Annotated in this window: 13 protein-coding genes; 3 read left to right on the top strand and 10 right to left on the bottom strand. The window is 72.4% G+C overall.

Annotated features, from left to right (window positions below):
• Window positions 1–55: 55 nt before the first annotated feature.
• The 5 genes from D9753_RS26600 to D9753_RS26580 all read right to left on the bottom strand — a co-directional run bounded on the left by D9753_RS26600 (window position 56) and on the right by D9753_RS26580 (window position 7,058).
• On the bottom strand, window positions 56–1,468 hold the full coding sequence (locus tag D9753_RS26600) for a lysine N(6)-hydroxylase/L-ornithine N(5)-oxygenase family protein (protein WP_121789291.1): 1,413 nt from the start codon (window positions 1,466–1,468) through the stop codon (window positions 56–58).
• Window positions 1,465–2,859 (bottom strand): pyridoxal phosphate-dependent decarboxylase family protein, encoded by a 1,395-nt coding sequence (locus tag D9753_RS26595; protein ID WP_121789290.1) that lies wholly within the window; start codon window positions 2,857–2,859, stop codon window positions 1,465–1,467. The genes D9753_RS26600 and D9753_RS26595 overlap by 4 nt, the downstream gene beginning before the upstream one ends.
• A gap of 170 nt (window positions 2,860–3,029) precedes the next feature.
• On the bottom strand, window positions 3,030–3,854 hold the full coding sequence (locus D9753_RS26590) for an NAD(P)H-binding protein (RefSeq protein WP_121789289.1): 825 nt from the start codon (window positions 3,852–3,854) through the stop codon (window positions 3,030–3,032).
• A gap of 137 nt (window positions 3,855–3,991) precedes the next feature.
• Complete coding sequence (gene pepN / locus D9753_RS26585; RefSeq protein WP_121789288.1) at window positions 3,992–6,589, bottom strand: aminopeptidase N; 2,598 nt, start codon at window positions 6,587–6,589, stop codon at window positions 3,992–3,994.
• 118 nt (window positions 6,590–6,707) lie between these two features.
• On the bottom strand, window positions 6,708–7,058 hold the full coding sequence (locus tag D9753_RS26580; RefSeq protein ID WP_121789287.1) for a chorismate mutase: 351 nt from the start codon (window positions 7,056–7,058) through the stop codon (window positions 6,708–6,710).
• Between the two features lie 131 nt (window positions 7,059–7,189).
• On the opposite strand from D9753_RS26580, the gene D9753_RS26575 reads away from it, so the two are divergent.
• Window positions 7,190–8,071 (top strand): hypothetical protein, encoded by an 882-nt coding sequence (locus tag D9753_RS26575; protein WP_121789286.1) that lies wholly within the window; start codon window positions 7,190–7,192, stop codon window positions 8,069–8,071.
• 141 nt (window positions 8,072–8,212) lie between these two features.
• On the opposite strand, the gene D9753_RS26570 is transcribed toward D9753_RS26575, so the two are convergent.
• From D9753_RS26570 to D9753_RS26560, 3 genes are all read right to left on the bottom strand, one after another.
• Window positions 8,213–9,676 carry a glutamate synthase subunit beta gene (locus D9753_RS26570; protein ID WP_121789285.1) on the bottom strand — a complete coding sequence of 488 codons (1,464 nt, stop codon included), beginning with the start codon at window positions 9,674–9,676 and terminating at the stop codon, window positions 8,213–8,215.
• On the bottom strand, window positions 9,669–14,198 hold the full coding sequence (gene gltB, locus D9753_RS26565) for a glutamate synthase large subunit (protein ID WP_121789284.1): 4,530 nt from the start codon (window positions 14,196–14,198) through the stop codon (window positions 9,669–9,671). The genes D9753_RS26570 and gltB overlap by 8 nt, the downstream gene beginning before the upstream one ends.
• 507 nt (window positions 14,199–14,705) lie before the next feature.
• The gene (locus tag D9753_RS26560; RefSeq protein WP_121789283.1) at window positions 14,706–15,437 is read right to left on the bottom strand and encodes a VIT1/CCC1 transporter family protein; all 732 of its coding nucleotides are present in this window, start codon (window positions 15,435–15,437) and stop codon (window positions 14,706–14,708) included.
• Window positions 15,438–15,612: 175 nt separating this feature from the next.
• Here D9753_RS26560 and D9753_RS36700 point away from each other — a divergent pair, with 175 nt between their 5' ends.
• On the top strand, window positions 15,613–15,858 hold the full coding sequence (locus tag D9753_RS36700) for a hypothetical protein (RefSeq protein ID WP_163010797.1): 246 nt from the start codon (window positions 15,613–15,615) through the stop codon (window positions 15,856–15,858).
• Window positions 15,855–16,748: a ribokinase gene (rbsK, locus tag D9753_RS26555; RefSeq protein ID WP_121789282.1), complete on the top strand. Its 894-nt coding sequence runs from the start codon at window positions 15,855–15,857 to the stop codon at window positions 16,746–16,748. Before D9753_RS36700 ends, rbsK begins: the two co-directional genes overlap by 4 nt.
• Before the next feature lie 79 nt (window positions 16,749–16,827).
• Here rbsK and lgt read toward each other — a convergent pair whose 3' ends face one another.
• A complete protein-coding gene (gene lgt, locus D9753_RS26550; protein WP_121789281.1) occupies window positions 16,828–17,790 on the bottom strand; it encodes a prolipoprotein diacylglyceryl transferase in 963 nt (320 codons plus the stop codon).
• A gap of 84 nt (window positions 17,791–17,874) precedes the next feature.
• On the bottom strand, window positions 17,875–18,648 hold the full coding sequence (locus D9753_RS26545) for a DsbA family protein (RefSeq protein ID WP_121789280.1): 774 nt from the start codon (window positions 18,646–18,648) through the stop codon (window positions 17,875–17,877).
• Between the last annotated feature and the right edge of the window lie 8 nt (window positions 18,649–18,656).

Genomic DNA, 18,656 nt, shown 5'->3' with positions numbered 1-18,656 from the left:
GCGTCGGTGCCCGCGCGGGCACCGGCGCCGGGCGGGTGCGGCCCCGCGCGGCGGGTCACCTGCCCTCGACCAGCGGGATCAGCCGCCCGGCGGGTCTGCTCTGCGGGACCCGGCCCGCGGGTTCCCGGAGTCCGAAACTGGTGAAGGCCGTGCGGGCGGCGAGCGGATACGCCTCCTTGCCCGTGAGCGAGTTGAGGATGGTGGCACTGCGCCAGGCGGCCAGGCCGAGGTCGGGGGCGCCGACGCCGTGCGTGTGCAGCTCGGCGTTCTGGACGTGGACCGAGCCGGTGACCGAGGGGTCAAGGACGAGCCGGAACTCCTCGTCGATCCGCGGCCGTCCGCCGCTGTCCCGGCGGATGTAGGGGTCGAGTCCGGCCAGGATGCGGTCGAGGGGACGCTCGCGGTAACCGGTGGCGAGGACGACGGCGTCGGTGGTGAGCCGGGACCGGCTGCCCTGCTGGAGGTGTTCCAGGTGGAGTTCCACCTGGGTGGTGGCGACCCGGCCGGCGGTGCGGACGCGGACGCCGGGGGTGAGGACCGCGTCGGGCCAGCCGCCGTCCAGGGAGCGGCGGTACAGCTCGTCGTGGATGGCGGCCAGGGTGCCCGCGTCGACGCCCTTGTACAACTGCCACTGGGCGGCGACGAGCCGGTCCCGGACGGGCTCGGCAAGGGCGTGGAAGTAGCGGGTGTAGTCGGGCGTGAAGTGCTCCAGGCCCAGCTTGGAGTACTCCATCGGCGCGAACGCCTCCGTACGGCCGATCCAGTGCAGCCCTTCCCGGCCGGCCGGGCGGTGGCGCAGCAGGTCGAGGAAGACCTCGGCGCCGGACTGTCCGGAGCCGACGACGGTGACGTGCCCGGCGGCCAGCACGGTGTCGCGGTGGTCGAGGTAGTCGGCGGCGTGGAGGACGGGTACACCGGGCGCGTCCACCAGGGGCCTGAGGGGGTCGGGCACGTAGGGGGCGGTGCCGATGCCGAGCACGATGTTGCGGGTGTGCGTACGGCCGAGGGCCTCGGCCTCGCCGTCGGCGTCGAGCTCGCTGTGGTCGACCTCGAACACGTCCCGCTCGGGGTTCCAGCGGACGGCGTCGACCTGGTGGCGGAAGTGCAGCCCGGGTAGCTGCTGCGCGACCCAGCGGCAGTAGGCGTCGTACTCGGCGCGCTGGATGTGGAAGCGCTCGGCGAAGTAGAACGGGAAGAGCCGGTCGCGGCTCCTGAGGTAGTTCAGGAAGCTCCAGGGGCTGGTGGGGTCGGCGAGGGTCACCAGGTCGGCGAGGAAGGGCACTTGGACGGTGGCGCCGTCGATGAGCAGCCCGGGGTGCCAGTCGAAGCCGGGACGCTGTTCGTAGAACACCGCGTCGAGTTCGGCGAGCGGCTGGGCGAGCGCGGCCAGGGAGAGGTTGCAGGGGCCGATACCGATGCCGACCAGGTCGCGCGGGGATGCGGGGTCGCGGCGTGGGGGGTGGGTCATCCGGGGGTGCTTCCTTCGGCGAGTGCGGCGAGTTCGACGAGTGTGAGCAGGCGGGCCAGGTCGTCGCGCCGGGTGTGGGGGTTGAGGAAGGTGGCCTTGAGCCAGAGACGGCCGTCGAGGCGGGCACGGCCGAGGACGGCCCGGCCCTCGTACAGCAGTCTGCGGCGCGCGGTGGCCACAGCGGTGTCGTCGGCCTCGGCCGGACGGAACAGGACGGTGCTGATGTCGGGCCGGTCGTACAGCGCGAAACCGGGGTGCTCACGGACGAGGGCGGCGAACTCGCGGGCCAGCGCGCAGACCTGGTCGACCAGGGCGCCGAGGCCGTCGCGGCCCAGTGTTCCCAGGGTGACGGCGATCTTCAGGATGTCGGGGCGGCGCGTGGTGCGCAGGGAGCGGCCGAGGAGGTCGGGGAAGCCGGCGTCGGTGTCGTCGTCGGCGTTGAGGTAGTCGGCGCGCTGCTGGAGGGGGGCCAGTTCGTGGGGGTGGGCGACGGCGAGGAGTCCGGCCGCGACCGGCTGCCAGCCGAGCTTGTGCAGGTCGAGGGTGACCGTGTGGGCGGCGTCGAGCCCGGCGAGCTTGTCGCGGTGCCGGTCGCTGAAGAGGAGGCCTCCGCCGTAGGCCGCGTCGATGTGCAGTCGGACGCCGTGGGCGGCGCACAGGGCGGCGATGTCGGGGAGCGGGTCGATGAGGCCGGCGTCGGTGGTGCCCGCGGTGGCCGCCACCAGCAGTGGGCCGGAGAGCGTGCTGAGGGCTCCGTCGAGGGCGGCCGGATCGAGAGTGCCGTCGGGTGCCGGGATGACGACCGGGTCGGGCAGGCCGAGCAGCCAGGCGGCGCGCGGCAGGGAGTGGTGGGCGCCCGCCCCGCAGACCAGCCGGACACTGCCGCCGTGGGCCTCGCGGGCGAGCAGCAGGGCGAGCTGGTTGGCCTCGGTGCCGCCGGTCGTGACGAGGGCGTCGGCGAGGCCGGCCGCGCCGGCCAGGGCGCGGGCGACGACGGCTTCCAGGGCGGAGGCGGCCGGGGCCTGGTCCCAGGAGTCCAGGGAGGGGTTGAGGGCGCTTGCCGCGAGGTCGGCGGCGGTGGCCACGGCGAGCGGCGGGCAGTGCAGATGGGCGGCGCACAGCGGGTCGGCGGGGTCCGCGGCGCCCTCGGCGAGGGCCTGGACGAGGGTGCGCAGGGCGTCCGGGTCGCCGGTGTCCGGCAGGACGTCCCCGAGGGCGTCGGCGACGCGCGCTGCGACGGCGTCGGGTCCGCCGGCGGGCAGCGGTCCGCCGCGCCGGACGGCGCCGGCCGCGAGCGCGTCCAGCACGGTGGTGAGCAGGGGGCGCAGGGCGTCGGTGCCGCCGGGCCCCGAGGCGAGCGGCGGCAGGTGCGGGGAGTGTCCTGCGCTCATGGGCTCTCCTGGCGGGCACGGGAACGTCCAGCGGGCTACCGGCTTGTGGGTGGACTTCCAGCTTGTACCGGAAGGGTGCCCTGCGTCCCGAAAGCCCGGTGAACGGAACCCGAAAGTGTGTACTGCCGTCCCGGGAGCCCCGTGGGGGGACCGGTCGCGCGCCCTGCCGGTTACGCCCGGAAGTCCCCGGCGTGGTCGCGGGCCCACCGGTCGAAGGGGCGGGCCGGGGCGCCGGTGAGCTGCTCGACCGTGCCGGTGATCTCCGGGGGTGTGCCGACGGTCTCGGCGAAGGTCCGCAGCAGGCGTTCGAGCATCTGCGGCGGCACGTGCGGGAAGAGTTCCGGGCCCGCGTCGGCCGGGTCGGTCTCCACGAACGTCAGCTTCCTGCCGAGTGCCGCGCCGATGGCCGCGACCTGGTCGGCGTTGCTGGTCGCCGCGGGCCCGGTCAGCCGGTACGCGGCGCCCTCGTGCCCGTCGTCGAGCAGGACGCGCTCGGCGACGGCCGCGATGTCGTCCTCGTGGATGGGCGCGGAGAGCCCGTCCGCGAAGACGCCCCGGACGGTGTCGCCGGCACGGATCTGCGGCGCCCACTGGAGCGCGTTGGTGGCGAAGGCGTTGGGGCGCAGGAACGTCCCGGCGAGCCCGCTGTCCCGGATCTGCCGCTCGGCGGTGGCGTGCATGACGTGGATGGGGTGGGTCTCGTCGGCGCCCTCCTGGATGATGCCGCTGGAGAGCAGGACGACGTGCCGTACCCCCTGGGCGCGGGCCGCCGCCAGCAGCGGGGCGGTGCCGGCCTGCGCGTACAGGAAGAACTTCGTCGCCCCGGCGAACAGGGCGTCGGGCTCCTCCGGCCGGAACGGCACCACCTCCGCCCGCGCGGGCAGCTCGGCCCGCTCCGGGTCGCGGGTCAGCGCGCGGACGGGCTGACCCGCGGCAAGGAGACGGTCTACGAGGGCACGGCCGACATTGCCGGTCGCGCCGGTCACTACGATCACGATGCCGCCTTTCGGGGGCTGGACTGATCTCTGACCGCCCGAGCCTAGGGACGGCGGCCGGTCCGGCGCATCGTCTCCAGGGACCAGCCGCGCCCTACGTCGTCGGGCCTACGTCCGAACGCCCCGCACCCTCGGGCCTACGCCTGGACCCGCGCCTCCTGTGCCGCGGCCCGGCCGGTCTCCCGTGCCGGCCGCCCGTCGCGCGCCCGGAGGGCGCGGGACAGGTCGTCCAGGCGGTCGGCGAGGGTGCGGCGCAGGGCCGGGGTGAGGTCGGCGTCGCGCAGACAGGCCTCGCCGAGACGGAGGTTCCCGGCGTCGACGGCGTGGGCCGGGAAGCACCAGCGGCCGGCGGCGACCCCGATGGCGGGGCCGCGGCGGGCGGCGACGGCGACCGCGTCCTCGTAGAAGCGCGGCACGTACTCCCGGACCAGCTCGGCCTGTTCGGGCTGCCAGAAGCCCTGCGCGGTGGCCGTGAAGAGGTAGTTGGACAGCGAGTCGCCGGCGAACATCGCCTCCCAGGCGGCGCGCTTGGCCCCGGGGTCGGGCAGCGCCGCACGGCAGCGGGCGGCGCCCTCCTGGCCGGTGGCGCTCGGGTCGCGCTCCAGCTCGGCGGCGATGGCGGCCTCGTCGGTGGCGCCGAGCACGGCGAGCCGGACAAGGACGCGCCAGCGCAGCTCGGGGTCGAGTTCCGGGCCGCCGGGCACCGTGCCGTCGGCGAGCCAGGCGGCGATGGTCTCGGGGCGGGCGGTCACGCCGATCAGGTGCCGTACGGCGATGAGCCGCAGCCCGGGGTGGTCGCCGTCCTCGGTGCGCCGCAGCAGGTCGCGGCAGAGGGAGGTGAGGGTGGCCAGGGCGGCCGGGCGGTCCTCGGGCGCCAGGTACTGGTCGGCGATCTGGCCGGAGGCGAAGGCGAGGACGCCCTGGGCGACGGCCAGGTCGGTCTCGTACGGGAGATGGGCGCGGGCCGTCTCCAGATAGGCGGCGGCCGGCAGCTCGCCGTCCCGGACGGCGTCCCGCAGGGCGTTCCACACGACCGCGCGGGTGAGCGGTTCGGGCAGGCCGGACAGGTGGGTGCGCACCGTCTCGGCGGACGCGGCGTCGAAGCGGATCTTGGCGTAGGTGAGGTCGCCGTCGTTGAGGAGGACGAACGCGGGTCGCGGGCCGGCGATGCGCAGGCCGAGGCCGCCGCCGGCGGGGAGGTCGGCTTCCACGCGCTCGCGCAGGGTCAGCCCGCGCTCGTCGTGCAGGTCGCGGTCGTAGACGCCGAGGGTGACGCGGTGCGGGCTGCTGCCGCCGTCCCCGGCGGTCGCGGTTTCGGAGAGGACGCCGGCGCTGCCCAGGTGCCGGACGTCGAGGTGCCAGGTGCCGTTGTCGGCCGTGACGCCGGGCACGAGGGTGTCGACGCCGACGGTGCGCAGCCAGCTATCGGCCCAGGCGTGGACGTCGCGGTCGGTGGCCGAGGCGAGGGAGTCGATGAAGTCGGCGAGGGTGGCGTTGCCGAACCTGTGCCGGGCGAAGTGGGTGTTGATGCCGGCGAGGAAGTCCTTCTCGCCGAGCCAGACGGCTAGCTGACGCAGCGCGGAGGCGCCCTTGGCGTAGGAGATGCCGTCGAAGTTGAGCAGCGCGGAGGCCGTGTCGTCGACGTTCTCGGGGGCGACCGGGTGGGTGGTGGGCCGCTGGTCGGCGTCGTAGCCCCAGGACTTGCGGGTGACGCCGAACTCGGTCCAGGGGTCGGTGAACCGGGTGGCCTCGGCGGTGGTCTGGTAGCCCATGTACTCGGCGAAGGACTCGTTCAGCCAGATGTCGTCCCACCACTTGAGGGTCACGAGGTCGCCGAACCACATGTGGGCCATCTCGTGCGCGATGACCATGGCGCGGGTCTGCCGCTCGGTGTCGGTGACGGCGGAGCGGTAGACGAAGTCGTCGCGGAAGGTGACCAGGCCCGGGTTCTCCATGGCGCCGGCGTTGAACTCGGGGACGAACGCCTGGTCGTAGGAGTCGAAGGGGTAGGGCTCCTCGAACTTCTCGTGGTAGCGGTCGAAGCACGCGCGCGTGACGTCGAAGATCTCGTCGGCGTCGGCGTCCAGGTGGGGCGCGAGCGAGCGGCGGCAGTGGATGCCGAAGGGCAGTCCGCGGTGCTCGGTGCGCAGCGAGTGCCAGGGACCGGCGGCCACGGCGGCGAGGTAGGTGGAGATCAGCGGGGTGGGCGCGGCCTGCCAGAGGCCGTCGCCGCGCTGCTCGGTGACGCCGTTGGCGAGGACGCTCCAGCCCTCCGGCGCCCGGACGGAGATCTCGAAGACGGCCTTCAGGTCGGGCTGGTCGAAGACGGCGAAGACCCGCTGGACGTCGTCCATGAAGATCTGCGTGTAGACGTACGTCTCGCCGTCACTCGGATCGGTGAAGCGGTGCATGCCCTCGCCGGTGCGGGAGTAGCGCATGACCGCGTCGACGCGCAGCTCGTGCTCGCCGGCGGTGAGGTTGCGCAGCGGGAGCCGTCCCTCGTGCAGCGACTCCGGGTCGAGCGGCCGTCCGTCCAGGGTGACGCCGCGCAGTTCGGCGGGCTTCAGCTCGACGAACGTCTCCCCGTCGGACCGGGCGGTGAACCGGATCGCGGTCCGGGAGCCGAAGGTCTCGTCCCCGGTGGTGAGGTCCAGTTCGATCGTGTAGCGGTGGACGTCGAGGAACTGTGCTCGGAGCTGCGCTTCGTCGCGCGTGAGTACGGACATGCAGGCCATGCTGCCTGATGGGGCCGACAGCGCACAGGGGCGGATCGGTACACGGCTTATGTCCTTTGTGCGCCCCTGGCCGGTCCGCCGCCCGGTCCCCCCGCCGGTCGGGCGGCCGGTCCGCCGGTCAGACGGCGTCCGCCGCGTCCCCGCTGTGGGTGTCCTCGGCGATCCGCTCGTGGTGCCGGATCACCTCGGCGATGATGAAGTTCAGGAACTTCTCGGCGAACGCCGGGTCGAGCTTGGCGTTCTCGGCGAGGCGACGCAGCCGATCGATCTGCCGGGCCTCGCGGGCCGGGTCGGCGGGCGGCAACTGGTGCACCGCCTTGAGCCTGCCGACCTGCTGGGTGGCCTTGAAACGCTCGGCGAGCATGTGGACGACGGCCGCGTCGATGTTGTCGATGCTGTCGCGCAGCCGCTCCAGTTCATGGCGGACCTCGGGGTCCACGGCACCCGTGCGGGAATTGCTGGTCGTCATGGACGCCAACCCTATGTGCTGGAGCGGCCGGCCCCCACGAGGTGTCCGGGGACCGGATCGCCGGGCGGATCCCCGGGGCCGGGATCCGCCTACAGTGGAGGGGAGTTCCGGCGTCTGAAGGGGGTAAGGACGTGGCGAACGGCGGACCGGTCGAGCACGGCTACCCGCATCTGGAGACGGTCCGGGCCGCGGTCACCGCGCTGTACCGGCGGCTGTCCCACGGCACCGTGGAGACGTTCTCGGCCAGCGTGACCCCCGCCGACGTCGCCTTCTGCGACACCGACGACCTGCATCTGGGCGCCCAGCGCGTGGCCCGCGAGATCGTGCGGCACTTCCGGCTGCCGGACGCGCGGCTGATCGTCGGCTTCCGGGAGATGACCCATGCGGCCAACGTGGAACTGACCTCGGGCCCGGAGTACTTCGTCGAGCTGAACGACCGGTTCCGTGCCCATCGCCGGGACATCGGCGCCGCGCTCGCCCACGAGGTGGCCCACGTCTACCTGCACCGCCTGGACCTCTCGTTCCCCACCACGGCCGAGAACGAGATACTGACGGACACCGTGACGGCCTACCTGGGCGCGGGCTGGCTGCTGCTGGACGCCTACCGGGAGGACGGCGTCTCCTCCCAGAAGCTCGGCTATCTCACCCCGGAGGAGTTCGGTTACGTCCTGGCCAAGCGGGCCCTGTTCTTCCACGAGGACCCGTCCGTGTGGTTCACCAGTCCGCAGGCCCACACCGCCTACGTCAGGGGAATGGCCCGGGCCCGCCGCGACGAGCAGCAGCCGCCGCTCACCGCGGCCGGCTGGGCGGGCCGCCGCCGCTACGCCCACGATCGCCGCCACGCCCCGGACGTGCCCCCGGCCGCCTCGTACGCCTTCGCCCCCGACGGCCTCGGTCACCTCCAGGTGACCTTTCCCTGCCCGACCTGCCACCAGCGGATCAGGCTGCCGGTCCGGGGGCGGGTACGGGCGCGGTGCGGGTTGTGCCGGACGGTGCTGGAGTGCGACACGTAGGTCGTGCGCCGTGGCCGGCCGCCCCGCATCGACACCGCCCGGACGTGCAACGGCGCCTGCCCAGTCGTCCGGTCGGGGACAGGCGGGCAGGCGCCGTCAGTGTTCCGTACGCCTTTGTACGGGACGTCTTCGTGGCCGCCGTCAGACCGCCAGGGCGCGGTCCGTCGGGCGGATCGGGGCCGGCAGGTCACTGGCCCCGGTCAGGTGGCGGTCGACGCCGCGGGCGGCCGAGCGGCCCTCCGCGATCGCCCACACGATCAGGGACTGGCCGCGGCCGGCGTCACCGGCGACGAACACACCCGGCACGTTGGTCTGGAATTCGGCGTCGCGGGCGATGTTACCGCGTGCGTCCAGCTCCAGGCCGAACTGGTCGACCAAACCGTTCTCCCGGTCGGTGCCGGTGAAGCCCATGGCGAGGGTGACAAGCTGGGCGGGGATCCTGCGCTCGGTGCCCGGCTTCTGGGTCAGGCGGCCGTCGACGAACTCGACCTCGGCGAGGTGCAGCCACTGCACGTTGCCGTCCTCGTCGCCCTCGAAGTGGGTGGTGGAGGCGGAGTAGATCCGCTCGCCGCCCTCCTCGTGCGCCGAGGTGACCTTGTAGAGGATCGGGAAGGTCGGCCAGGGCTGGTTCGCCGGGTGCCGCTCGTCGTTGGGGCGGGGCATGATCTCCAGTTGCGTGACGGAGGCCGCGCCCTGGCGGTGGGCGGTGCCCACGCAGTCGGCGCCGGTGTCGCCGCCGCCGATGACGACGACGTGCTTGCCCTCGGCCGAGATCGGGGCGGTGACGTAGTCGCCCTCCTGCACCTTGTTGGCCAGGGGCAGGAACTCCATCGCCTGGTAGATGCCCTTCAGCTCGCGGCCCGGCGCCGGCAGGTCGCGCGCGGTCGTGGCACCGGCGGCGATCACGATCGCGTCGTACCGCTTCTTCAGGTCGCGGGCGTTGATGTCGCGGCCGATCTCGACGCCGGTGCGGAAGCGGGTGCCCTCCGCGCGCATCTGCTCGATGCGGCGGTTGATGTGCCGCTTCTCCATCTTGAACTCGGGGATGCCGTACCGCAGCAGGCCCCCGACGCGGTCCGCGCGCTCGTAGACGGCGACCGTGTGGCCGGCCCGGGTGAGCTGCTGGGCTGCGGCGAGACCCGCCGGTCCGGAGCCGATGACCGCGACCGTCTTGCCGGACAGGCGCTCGGGGATCTGCGGGGCGACGTCCCCGGTCTCCCACGCCTTGTCGATGATCGAGACCTCGACGTTCTTGATGGTGACCGGCGGCTGGTTGATGCCGAGCACGCACGCCGACTCGCAGGGGGCCGGGCAGAGGCGACCGGTGAACTCCGGGAAGTTGTTGGTCGCGTGCAGGCGCTCCTGGGCGGCGGCCCAGTCCTCGCGGTACGCGTAGTCGTTCCACTCGGGGATCAGGTTCCCCAGTGGACAGCCGTTGTGGCAGAAGGGGATGCCGCAGTCCATGCACCGGCTGGCCTGCTTGCTGATGATCGGCAGCAGGGAACCGGGGACGTAGACCTCGTTCCAGTCCTTGACGCGCTCACCGACGGGACGGGTCTTGGCGACCTCGCGGCCGTGGTTCAGGAAGCCCTTCGGGTCAGCCATTGATCGCCGCCTCCATCATCTTCTCGGTGATCTCGGTCTCGGGGAGACCGGCTCGCTCGGCGGCGTCCTTGGCGGCGAGCACTGCCTTGTACGTGCTGGGGATGATCTTGCCGAACCGCTCCACGGCCGTGTCCCAGTCGGCGAGCAGCTTCGCGGCGACCGTCGAGGCGGTCTCCTCGGCGTGGCGGCGCACCACGTCGTGCAGCCACTGCTTGTCCGTGTCGTCCAGCGCCTCGACGGCACCGGCGTTGCCGGCGTTGACGTTGTCGCGGTCGAGGTCGATGACGTACGCGATGCCGCCGGACATGCCCGCCGCGAAGTTGCGGCCGGTCGGGCCGAGGACGACCGCGTGACCGCCGGTCATGTACTCGCAGCCGTGGTCGCCCACGCCCTCGGAGACGACGGTCGCGCCGGAGTTGCGGACGCAGAACCGCTCACCGCTACGGCCGCGCAGGAACAGCTCGCCGCCGGTGGCGCCGTAGGCGATGGTGTTGCCCGCGATGGTCGAGTACTCGGCGAGGTGGTCGGCCGCGCGGTCCGGGCGGACGACGATCCGGCCGCCGGACAGGCCCTTGCCGACGTAGTCGTTGGCGTCGCCCTCCAGGCGCAGCGTGACGCCGCGCGGCAGGAACGCGCCGAAGGACTGGCCGGCGGAGCCGGTGAAGGTGATGTCGATGGTGTCGTCGGGCAGGCCCGCGCCGCCGAACTTCTTCGTCACCTCGTGGCCGAGCATGGTGCCGACCGTGCGGTTGATGTTGCGGATGGCGACCTGGGCGCGCACCGGCTGCGCTTCTGTGGCGTCGTCGGCCGCGAGGGCGTCGGCGGCGAGCTTGATCAGCTCGTTGTCCAGGGCCTTCTCCAGGCCGTGGTCCTGGGCGATCACCCGGTGGCGGACGGCGCCCGCGGGCAGGTCGGGCACGTGGAACAGCGGCTTCAGGTTCAGGCCCTGGGCCTTCCAGTGGTCGACCGCGCGCTCGACGTCCAGCACCTCGGCGTGGCCGACGGCCTCCTCGATGGAGCGGAAGCCCAGCTCGGCCAGCAGCTCGCGGACCTCCTCGGCGATGAACCGGAAGAAGTTGACCACGTGCTCGGCCTTGCCGGCGAAGCGCTCGCGCAGGGCCGGGTTCTGGGTGGCGATGCCGACCGGGCAGGTGTCCAGGTGGCAGACGCGCATCATCACGCAGCCGGAGACGACGAGCGGCGCGGTCGCGAAACCGAACTCCTCGGCGCCGAGCAGCGCGGCGATGACCACGTCACGGCCGGTCTTCAGCTGACCGTCCGTCTGGACCACGATCCGGTCGCGCAGGCCGTTGAGCAGCAGGGTCTGCTGGGTCTCGGCGAGGCCCAGCTCCCAGGGGCCGCCCGCGTGCTTCAGCGACGTCAGCGGGGACGCGCCCGTGCCGCCGTCGTGCCCGGAGATCAGGACGACGTCCGCGTGCGCCTTGGACACACCCGCCGCGACCGTGCCGACGCCGACCTCGGAGACCAGCTTCACGTGGATCCGCGCCTGCGGGTTCGCGTTCTTCAGGTCGTGGATGAGCTGGGCGAGGTCCTCGATGGAGTAGATGTCGTGGTGCGGCGGCGGGGAGATCAGGCCGACGCCCGGCGTGGAGTGACGCGTCTTCGCGACCCACGGGTAGACCTTGTGGCCGGGCAGTTGGCCGCCCTCGCCGGGCTTGGCGCCCTGGGCCATCTTGATCTGGATGTCGTCCGCGTTGACCAGGTACTCGCTGGTGACGCCGAAGCGGCCGGAGGCGACCTGCTTGATGGCGGACCGGCGGGCCGGGTCGTACAGGCGCTCGGAGTCCTCGCCGCCCTCACCGGTGTTGGACTTGCCGCCCAGCTCGTTCATGGCGATGGCGAGGGTCTCGTGCGCCTCCTTGGAGATGGAGCCGTACGACATGGCGCCGGTCGAGAACCGCTTGACGATCTCGGAGACCGGCTCGACCTCCTCGACGGGGATCGGGCCCCGCTCCGACTTGAAGCCGAACAGGCCGCGCAGCGTCATCAGGCGCTCGGACTGCTCGTTCACGCGGTCGGTGTACTTCTTGAAGATGTCGAAGCTTCCGGTGCGCGTGGAGTGCTGGAGGCGGAAGACCGTCTCCGGGTCGAACAGGTGCGGTTCTCCCTCGCGGCGCCACTGGTACTCGCCGCCGATCTCCAGCGCGCGGTGCGCGGGAGCGATGCCGGAGGCGGGGTAGGCCTTGGCGTGGCGGGCGGCGACCTCCCGGGCGATGACGTCGATGCCGACGCCGCCGATCTTGGTGGCGGTGCCGTTGAAGTACTTCCCCACGAAGGTCGCGTCCAGGCCGACGGCCTCGAAGACCTGGGCGCCGCGGTAGGAGGCGACGGTGGAGATGCCCATCTTGGACATGACCTTCAGGACGCCCTTGCCCAGGGCGTAGATCAGGTTCTTGATGGCCTGCTCGGGCTCCAGGCCGTTCAGGAAGGTGCCGGCGCGCAGCAGGTCCTCGACGGACTCCATCGCCAGGTACGGGTTGACGGCGGCGGCGCCGTAGCCGATGAGCAGGGCGATGTGGTGCACCTCGCGGACGTCGCCGGCCTCGACCAGCAGGCCGACCTGGGTGCGCTGCTTGGTGCGGATGAGGTGGTGGTGGACGGCCGAGGTGAGCAGCAGCGACGGGATCGGCGCGTGCTCGGCGTCGGAGTGCCGGTCCGACAGGACGATCAGCCGGGCGCCGTTCCCGATGGCCGCGTCGGCCTCGGCGCAGATCTCCTCGATGCGCGCGGCGAGCGTCTCGCCGCCGCCGGAGACGCGGTACAGGCCGGAGAGGGTCGCGGCCTTGAAGCCCGGCATGTCGCCGTCGGCGTTGATGTGGATGAGCTTGGCCAGCTCGTCGTTGTCGATCACCGGGAAGGGCAGGGTGACCGTGCGGCACGAGGCGGCCGTCGGCTCCAGCAGGTTGCCCTCCGGGCCCAGCGACGAGCGCAGGGAGGTGACCAGTTCCTCGCGGATCGCGTCCAGCGGCGGGTTGGTGACCTGCGCGAAGAGCTGGGTGAAGTAGTCGAAGAGCAGCCGCGGGCGCTCGGACAGGGCCGCGATGGGCGAGTCCGTGCCCATGGAACCGATCGGCTCGGTGCCGGTGCGGGCCATCGGCGCGAGGATGATGCGCAGCTCCTCCTCGGTGTACCCGAAGGTCTGCTGGCGGCGGGTGACCGAGGCGTGGGTGTGGATGATGTGCTCGCGCTCGGGCAGGTCGCCCAGCTCGATCACGCCGGCCTCCAGCCACTCGGAGTACGGCTTCTCGGCGGCGAGGGCCGCCTTGATCTCGTCATCCTCGATGATGCGGTGCTCGGCGGTGTCCACGAGGAACATGCGGCCGGGCTGGAGGCGGCCCTTGCGGACGACCTTGGCCGGGTCGATGTCGAGGACGCCGACCTCGGAGCCGAGGACGACGAGGCCGTCGTCGGTGACCCAGTAGCGCCCGGGACGCAGGCCGTTGCGGTCGAGGACGGCGCCGACCTGGGTGCCGTCGGTGAAGGTGACGCAGGCCGGGCCGTCCCAGGGCTCCATCATCGTGGCGTGGAACTGGTAGAAGGCGCGCCGGGCCGGGGCCATGGTGGCGTGGTTCTCCCACGCCTCGGGGATCATCATCAGCACGGAGTGCGGCAGCGAGCGGCCGCCCAGGTGCAGGAGCTCCAGGACCTCGTCGAAGGAGGCGGAGTCGGAGGCGTCCGGGGTGCAGAGCGGGAAGATCCGCTCGAGGGCCTTCTCGTCCGAGCCGAACAGGCCGGAGACGAGCTGCGACTCGCGGGCCTGCATCCAGTTGCGGTTGCCCTTGACGGTGTTGATCTCACCGTTGTGGGCGACGAAGCGGTACGGGTGTGCCAGCGGCCACGACGGGAAGGTGTTCGTGGAGAACCGGGAGTGCACGAGCGCGATCGCGGAGGCGAAGCGGCGGTCGGACAGGTCCGGGAAGAAGGGCTCGAGCTGGCCGGTGGTCAGCATGCCCTTGTAGACGATCGTCCGGGCGGACAGGGACGGGAAGTAGACCCCGGCCTCCCGCTCGGCGCGCTTGCGCAGCACGAACGCCTTGCGGTCCAGCGCGATGCCCTCGCTGGCGCCTCCCCCGGGCTCCGTCCCGGTCACGAAGATCTGGCGGAAGGCCGGCATGGTGGAGCGGGCGGTGGCGCCGAGCAGCTCCGGGGCGACCGGGACCGCGCGCCAGCCGAGGACGGTCAGCTCCTCCTCGGCGGCGATCGTCTCGATGCGCGAGACGGCGGCCTCGGCGCCGTCCTCCGGGAGAAAGGCGATGCCTACCGCGTAGGAGCCGGCTGGGGGAAGGTCGAATCCGGCCACCTCACGCAGGAAGGCGTCGGGAACCTGGGAGAGGATGCCCGCACCGTCGCCCGAGTCGGGCTCGGAGCCGGTGGCACCGCGGTGCTCCAGGTTGCGCAGGACGGTGAGTGCCTGCTCGACCAGCGTGTGGGACGCCTCGCCGGTAAGAGTGGCGACGAAACCGACGCCACAGGCGTCGTGTTCGTTGCGGGGGTCGTACATACCCTGCGCAGCAGGGCGAGCATCCATGAACGACCAGTTCTGGCCGTTCTCGGAATGCTGGGACGGCTGGCGCGGCGTACGCATCGGCTCTCCCGTCGTCGTCATATGGCATGTGGCAGGTGCCGAGGGACGACGTTGGCCCTCTGCGTCAGATCAAAATTTCGTGCAGGTTACATGATGGAGCGGTTCTCGGGAACCGGATACTGCGTTCCAACATGCGGACGCCACGGTCGCGGCGGAGGTGCCGCGCGAACGCGGCGCGTGCCGTGGGTGGCGGCGGGTGCCGCGCTGTGGCGGCGAACGGTGTCGCGGGGGCCGTTACGGCCAGGATCGGTCGGATCCGCGTCCGTCGGCCCGGAGGGGCCGGGGGGAGCGTCATCGCCCACCCCGCAGGTGTGCGGCAGGCGTCATTGCCCACAGCGCTTACGGCTGATGCCCGGTGGTCATGCGCGCGAAACCAGCGAGTAACGGCTACTTATGCGGTCCCTCGCATAGCTAGCGGTCGCGCTATCCTACGGCCGTTCCGAACAGAGTGCCCAGGGCGTACGTCACACCGGCCGCCGCACCGCCGAGCGCGAGCTGCCGCAGGCCGCTGAACCACCAGCTACGCGCGGTCACCCGGGCCACGACGGCACCGCACCCGAAGAGGCCGACGAGGGCGAGCAGCACAGCGGGCCACAGCACGGTCGCGCCGAGCAGGTACGGCAGCAGGGGCAGCAGGGCGCCGAGCGCGAACGACCCGAAGGAGGAGACGGCCGCGACCAGCGGCGAGGGCAGGTCGCCGGGGTCGATGCCCAGCTCCTCACGGGCGTGGATCTCCAGGGCCTGCTCGGGGTCCTGGGAGAGCTGTCGGGCGACCTGCCGGGCCAGCCCGGGCTCGACCCCGCGGGCCATGTACAGCGCCGCCAGCTCGTCCTCCTCGTCCTGCGGGTGCTTGCGCAGCTCACGGCGTTCGACGTCGAGTTCGGCCTCGACGAGCTCCCGCTGCGAGGCGACCGAGGTGTACTCGCCGGCAGCCATGGAGAAGGCACCGGCGGCGAGCCCCGCGAGGCCGGTGATGATGATGGTGTGCTGGCCCACGGACCCGCCGGCCACGCCCGTCATCAGGGCGAGGTTGGAGACCAGGCCGTCCATCGCACCGAAGACGGCGGGGCGCAGCCAGCCGCCGTTGACGTCGCGGTGGGTGTGGTTGTCGCGGTGCGCCTCGTGGAGCGCGGCCTCGGTTTCGATGATCGCCATGCGGGTCCCCCAGGATAGCTAAGCCAAAGCTAACTTTGGACGAGATCTAGTCTTCGACAACTCCGAATCTACCCTCCCGATTCCTCGCCCGCCACCAAGGAAAGGCTGGGCTAACCTGCGGTTTTCCCTCGTGTCCACAGCGGTCGCCCGGCCCGCCCGAGAGGATGATCGGGACATGGCACCCGAAATCTTGAAACACCCCAAAAGACACAGAACGCTCAAAAGTGGTCGCTCGTCCGACCTGGCGGCAGCCGTCGCACAGGCCCGCCCCGACGCGGCTCCCGACACGGTGGCGGCCCACACCGTCAGCAGCGTCTACGCGGCGATGACCACGGCCACCGCCATCGCCGCCGGCTTCCACAACGGTATCGGCTTCGACACCCTGGCCCACCTCACCCGCCCGGAGGCGACCCGCCCATGACCCAGATCGCGGTCCTCGGCAGCACGAACATGGACCTCGTCACCTACGTCGCCAGGGCCCCGCAGCGCGGGGAGACCGTGACCGGGCGGGAGTTCCGTACGGTCCCCGGCGGCAAGGGTGCCAATCAGGCGATCGCCGCCGCCCGCGCCGGCGCCACCGTCTCGATGATCGGCGCGGTCGGCAACGACGCCTTCGGCATGCGGCTCCGGGACACCCTGGAACACTCCGGGGTGGACACCGACTCCCTGCGCACGGTCGAGGGCCCCTCCGGCACCGCGCACATCGTGGTGGACGACGAGGGCGGCAACTCCATCGTCGTCATCCCGGGCGCGAACGGCACCGTCGACCACCTCTCCCCCGGCGACGAGGGGGTGATCGCCTCCGCCGACGCCCTGCTGCTGCAACTGGAGATCCCGCCGGCGGCGGTCGTCGCGGGCGCGCAGGCGGCACACCGGCACGGGGTGCGTACGGTGCTGACCCCGTCCCCCGTCCGTCCGCTGCCGCCCGAACTCCTCGCCGCCACCGACCTGTTGGTGCCGAACGAATACGAGGCGATCACCCTCACCGGGCGCACCGACCCGCGCGAGGCGGCGGCCGCCCTGCTGGAGCTGGTGCCCCAGGTCGTCGTCACCCTGGGCGCGACGGGCTGTCTGTACCGGGCCCGGGGCACCGAGCCGCTGGTGGTGCCCGCGCCCCGCGTGACCGCGGTCGATTCCACCGGCGCGGGCGACACCTTCGCCGGCGCGCTCGCCGTGGCCCTCGCCGAGGAGAGACCGGTGCGCGAGGCCCTGTCCTGGGCCGCTGCCGCGGCGGCGATCTCCGTGCAGCGGGCCGGGGCGTCGGCGTCGATGCCGTACCGGCCGGAGATCGAGGCGCGGTACGGCACGTGAGGGCGACGGCACCGGCCGCCCGCACGTGCCGAGGGCGCCCGGAGGATCCCGGACGCCCTCGGTGCCGTACGTCCGGCGGTCAGGTCTTCTCGGCCGACTCCGCCTCGTTCTTCCGCGGCTCCCCGGACCCCTCGGTCCTCTCCTCGGCCCCGGCACCCGCCTCCGTACCGCCGTCGGTCCCGGCACCGCCGCCGGCCTCCGCGTCAGCGGCGGCCGGAGCGCCGGAGACGTCCGGCTCCACGACGGCCTCCCGGCCCGGCCGCTTCTTCGCCGACACCACGAGGTACGCCACCGCGAGCAGGAACACGACCAGGGCCGTCCAGTCGTTGAGGCGCAGGCCCAGGATGTGGTGGGCGTCGTCCACGCGCATGTACTCGATCCAGCCGCGGCCCACGCAGTAGGCCGCGACGTACAGCGCGAACGCCCGGCCGTGGCCCAGCTCGAAGCGGCGGTCGGCCCAGATCACGAGGAGGGCGACACCGACGCACCACAGGGACTCGTAGAGGAAGGTCGGGTGGTAGTAGCCCGGCACCCGGCCGCCCTCGGCGGAGGTGATGTGCAGCGCCCAGGGAAGATGCGTCTCCCGGCCGTACAGCTCCTGGTTGAACCAGTTGCCCCAACGGCCGATGGCCTGCGCGAACGCGATGCCGGGCGCGACGGCGTCGGCGTACGCCGGCAGCGGGACGCCCCGGCGGCGCGCGCCGATCCACGCGCCGAGCGCGCCGAGGGCGATCGCGCCCCAGATGCCCAGGCCGCCCTCCCACACCTTGAAGGCGTCCACCCAGTCACGGCCCTTGCTGAAGTACAGCTCGTAGTCCGTGATCACGTGGTAGAGCCGGCCGCCGACGAGGCCGAACGGGACGGCCCAGACGGCGATGTCGGCGACCGTGCCGGACTGTCCGCCGCGGGCGATCCAGCGCTTGTTGCCGAGCCAGACGGCAACGAAGACGCCGATGATGATGCAGAAGGCGTAGCCGCGCAGCGGGATGGGGCCGAGGTACAGCACCCCGTGCGACGGGCTGGGAATGTAGGCAAGTTCCATGGCAGGTCCGACGCTACCGTGCCGGGCCGTGGGGACGGCGGGCAGCCCGGCTACGGGTCCATAACGGGGGCGTGCGGGAGGCGCTCATCCCTGGCCGGCCGTCTCCACCAGCCGCTTGAGCCTGGCCGGGGACATCGTCCGATCCTCCATGATGTTCTTGCCGCCGAGCAGGACGGTCGGCGTGCTGTTGTAACCGGCGGCGCCCATGGCCCGGTGGGACTTGTTCACCCAGGTGAGGTGGGTGCCGTCCTTGACGCAGGTGCGGAACGCGGGGGTGTCCAGGCCCTTCACCTTGCCGGCCAGCCGGATCAGCGTGTCGTTGTCGCCGAGGGTGTCGACGCTCTCCTGGGGCTGGTTGTCGTACAGCACGTCGTGGTACTCGCGGAACTTTCCGGCGTCCTGGGCGCAGGCCGCGGCGTTGGCCGCGCGCAGGGAGCCGGCGCCGCCGAGGTTGCCGTCGATCAGCCGGACCAGGTGGTAGTCGACTCTGAGCTTGCCGGCGTCGGTCAGTTGGTGGAGGGTCGGCCGGTACACCGTCTCGAAGGCCCGGCAGGCCGGGCAACGGAAGTCCTCCCAGACGGTGAGCGTCGGCCTGGCGCCGTCCTTGCCGACCGGGATCGCGAGGCTGTCCTTGCCCTGCGCGCCCGAGGGCGCCACGACCGGGCCCGCGCTGCTGCCCTTGTCCTTGCCGGCGTGGGCGGCGATCACGCCGATCACCGCCGCGAGGCCGAGGACACAGACCACGCTCGCGCCCACGATCAACGTGCGCCGCCGCTTGTCCCCGGCCTTCTGCTTCTCACGCTCGACCGCCAGCCGCTCCCGGGCGGTGCGCTTTCCGTCACGGTTCTTCTCGCTCACACCCCCAG

The sequence above is a fragment of the Streptomyces dangxiongensis genome (assembly GCF_003675325.1).
GTDB lineage: Bacteria > Actinomycetota > Actinomycetes > Streptomycetales > Streptomycetaceae > Streptomyces > Streptomyces dangxiongensis.
Note: the sequence above shows the minus strand (reverse complement) of the source record. Positions and strands in the feature narration are given on the sequence as shown.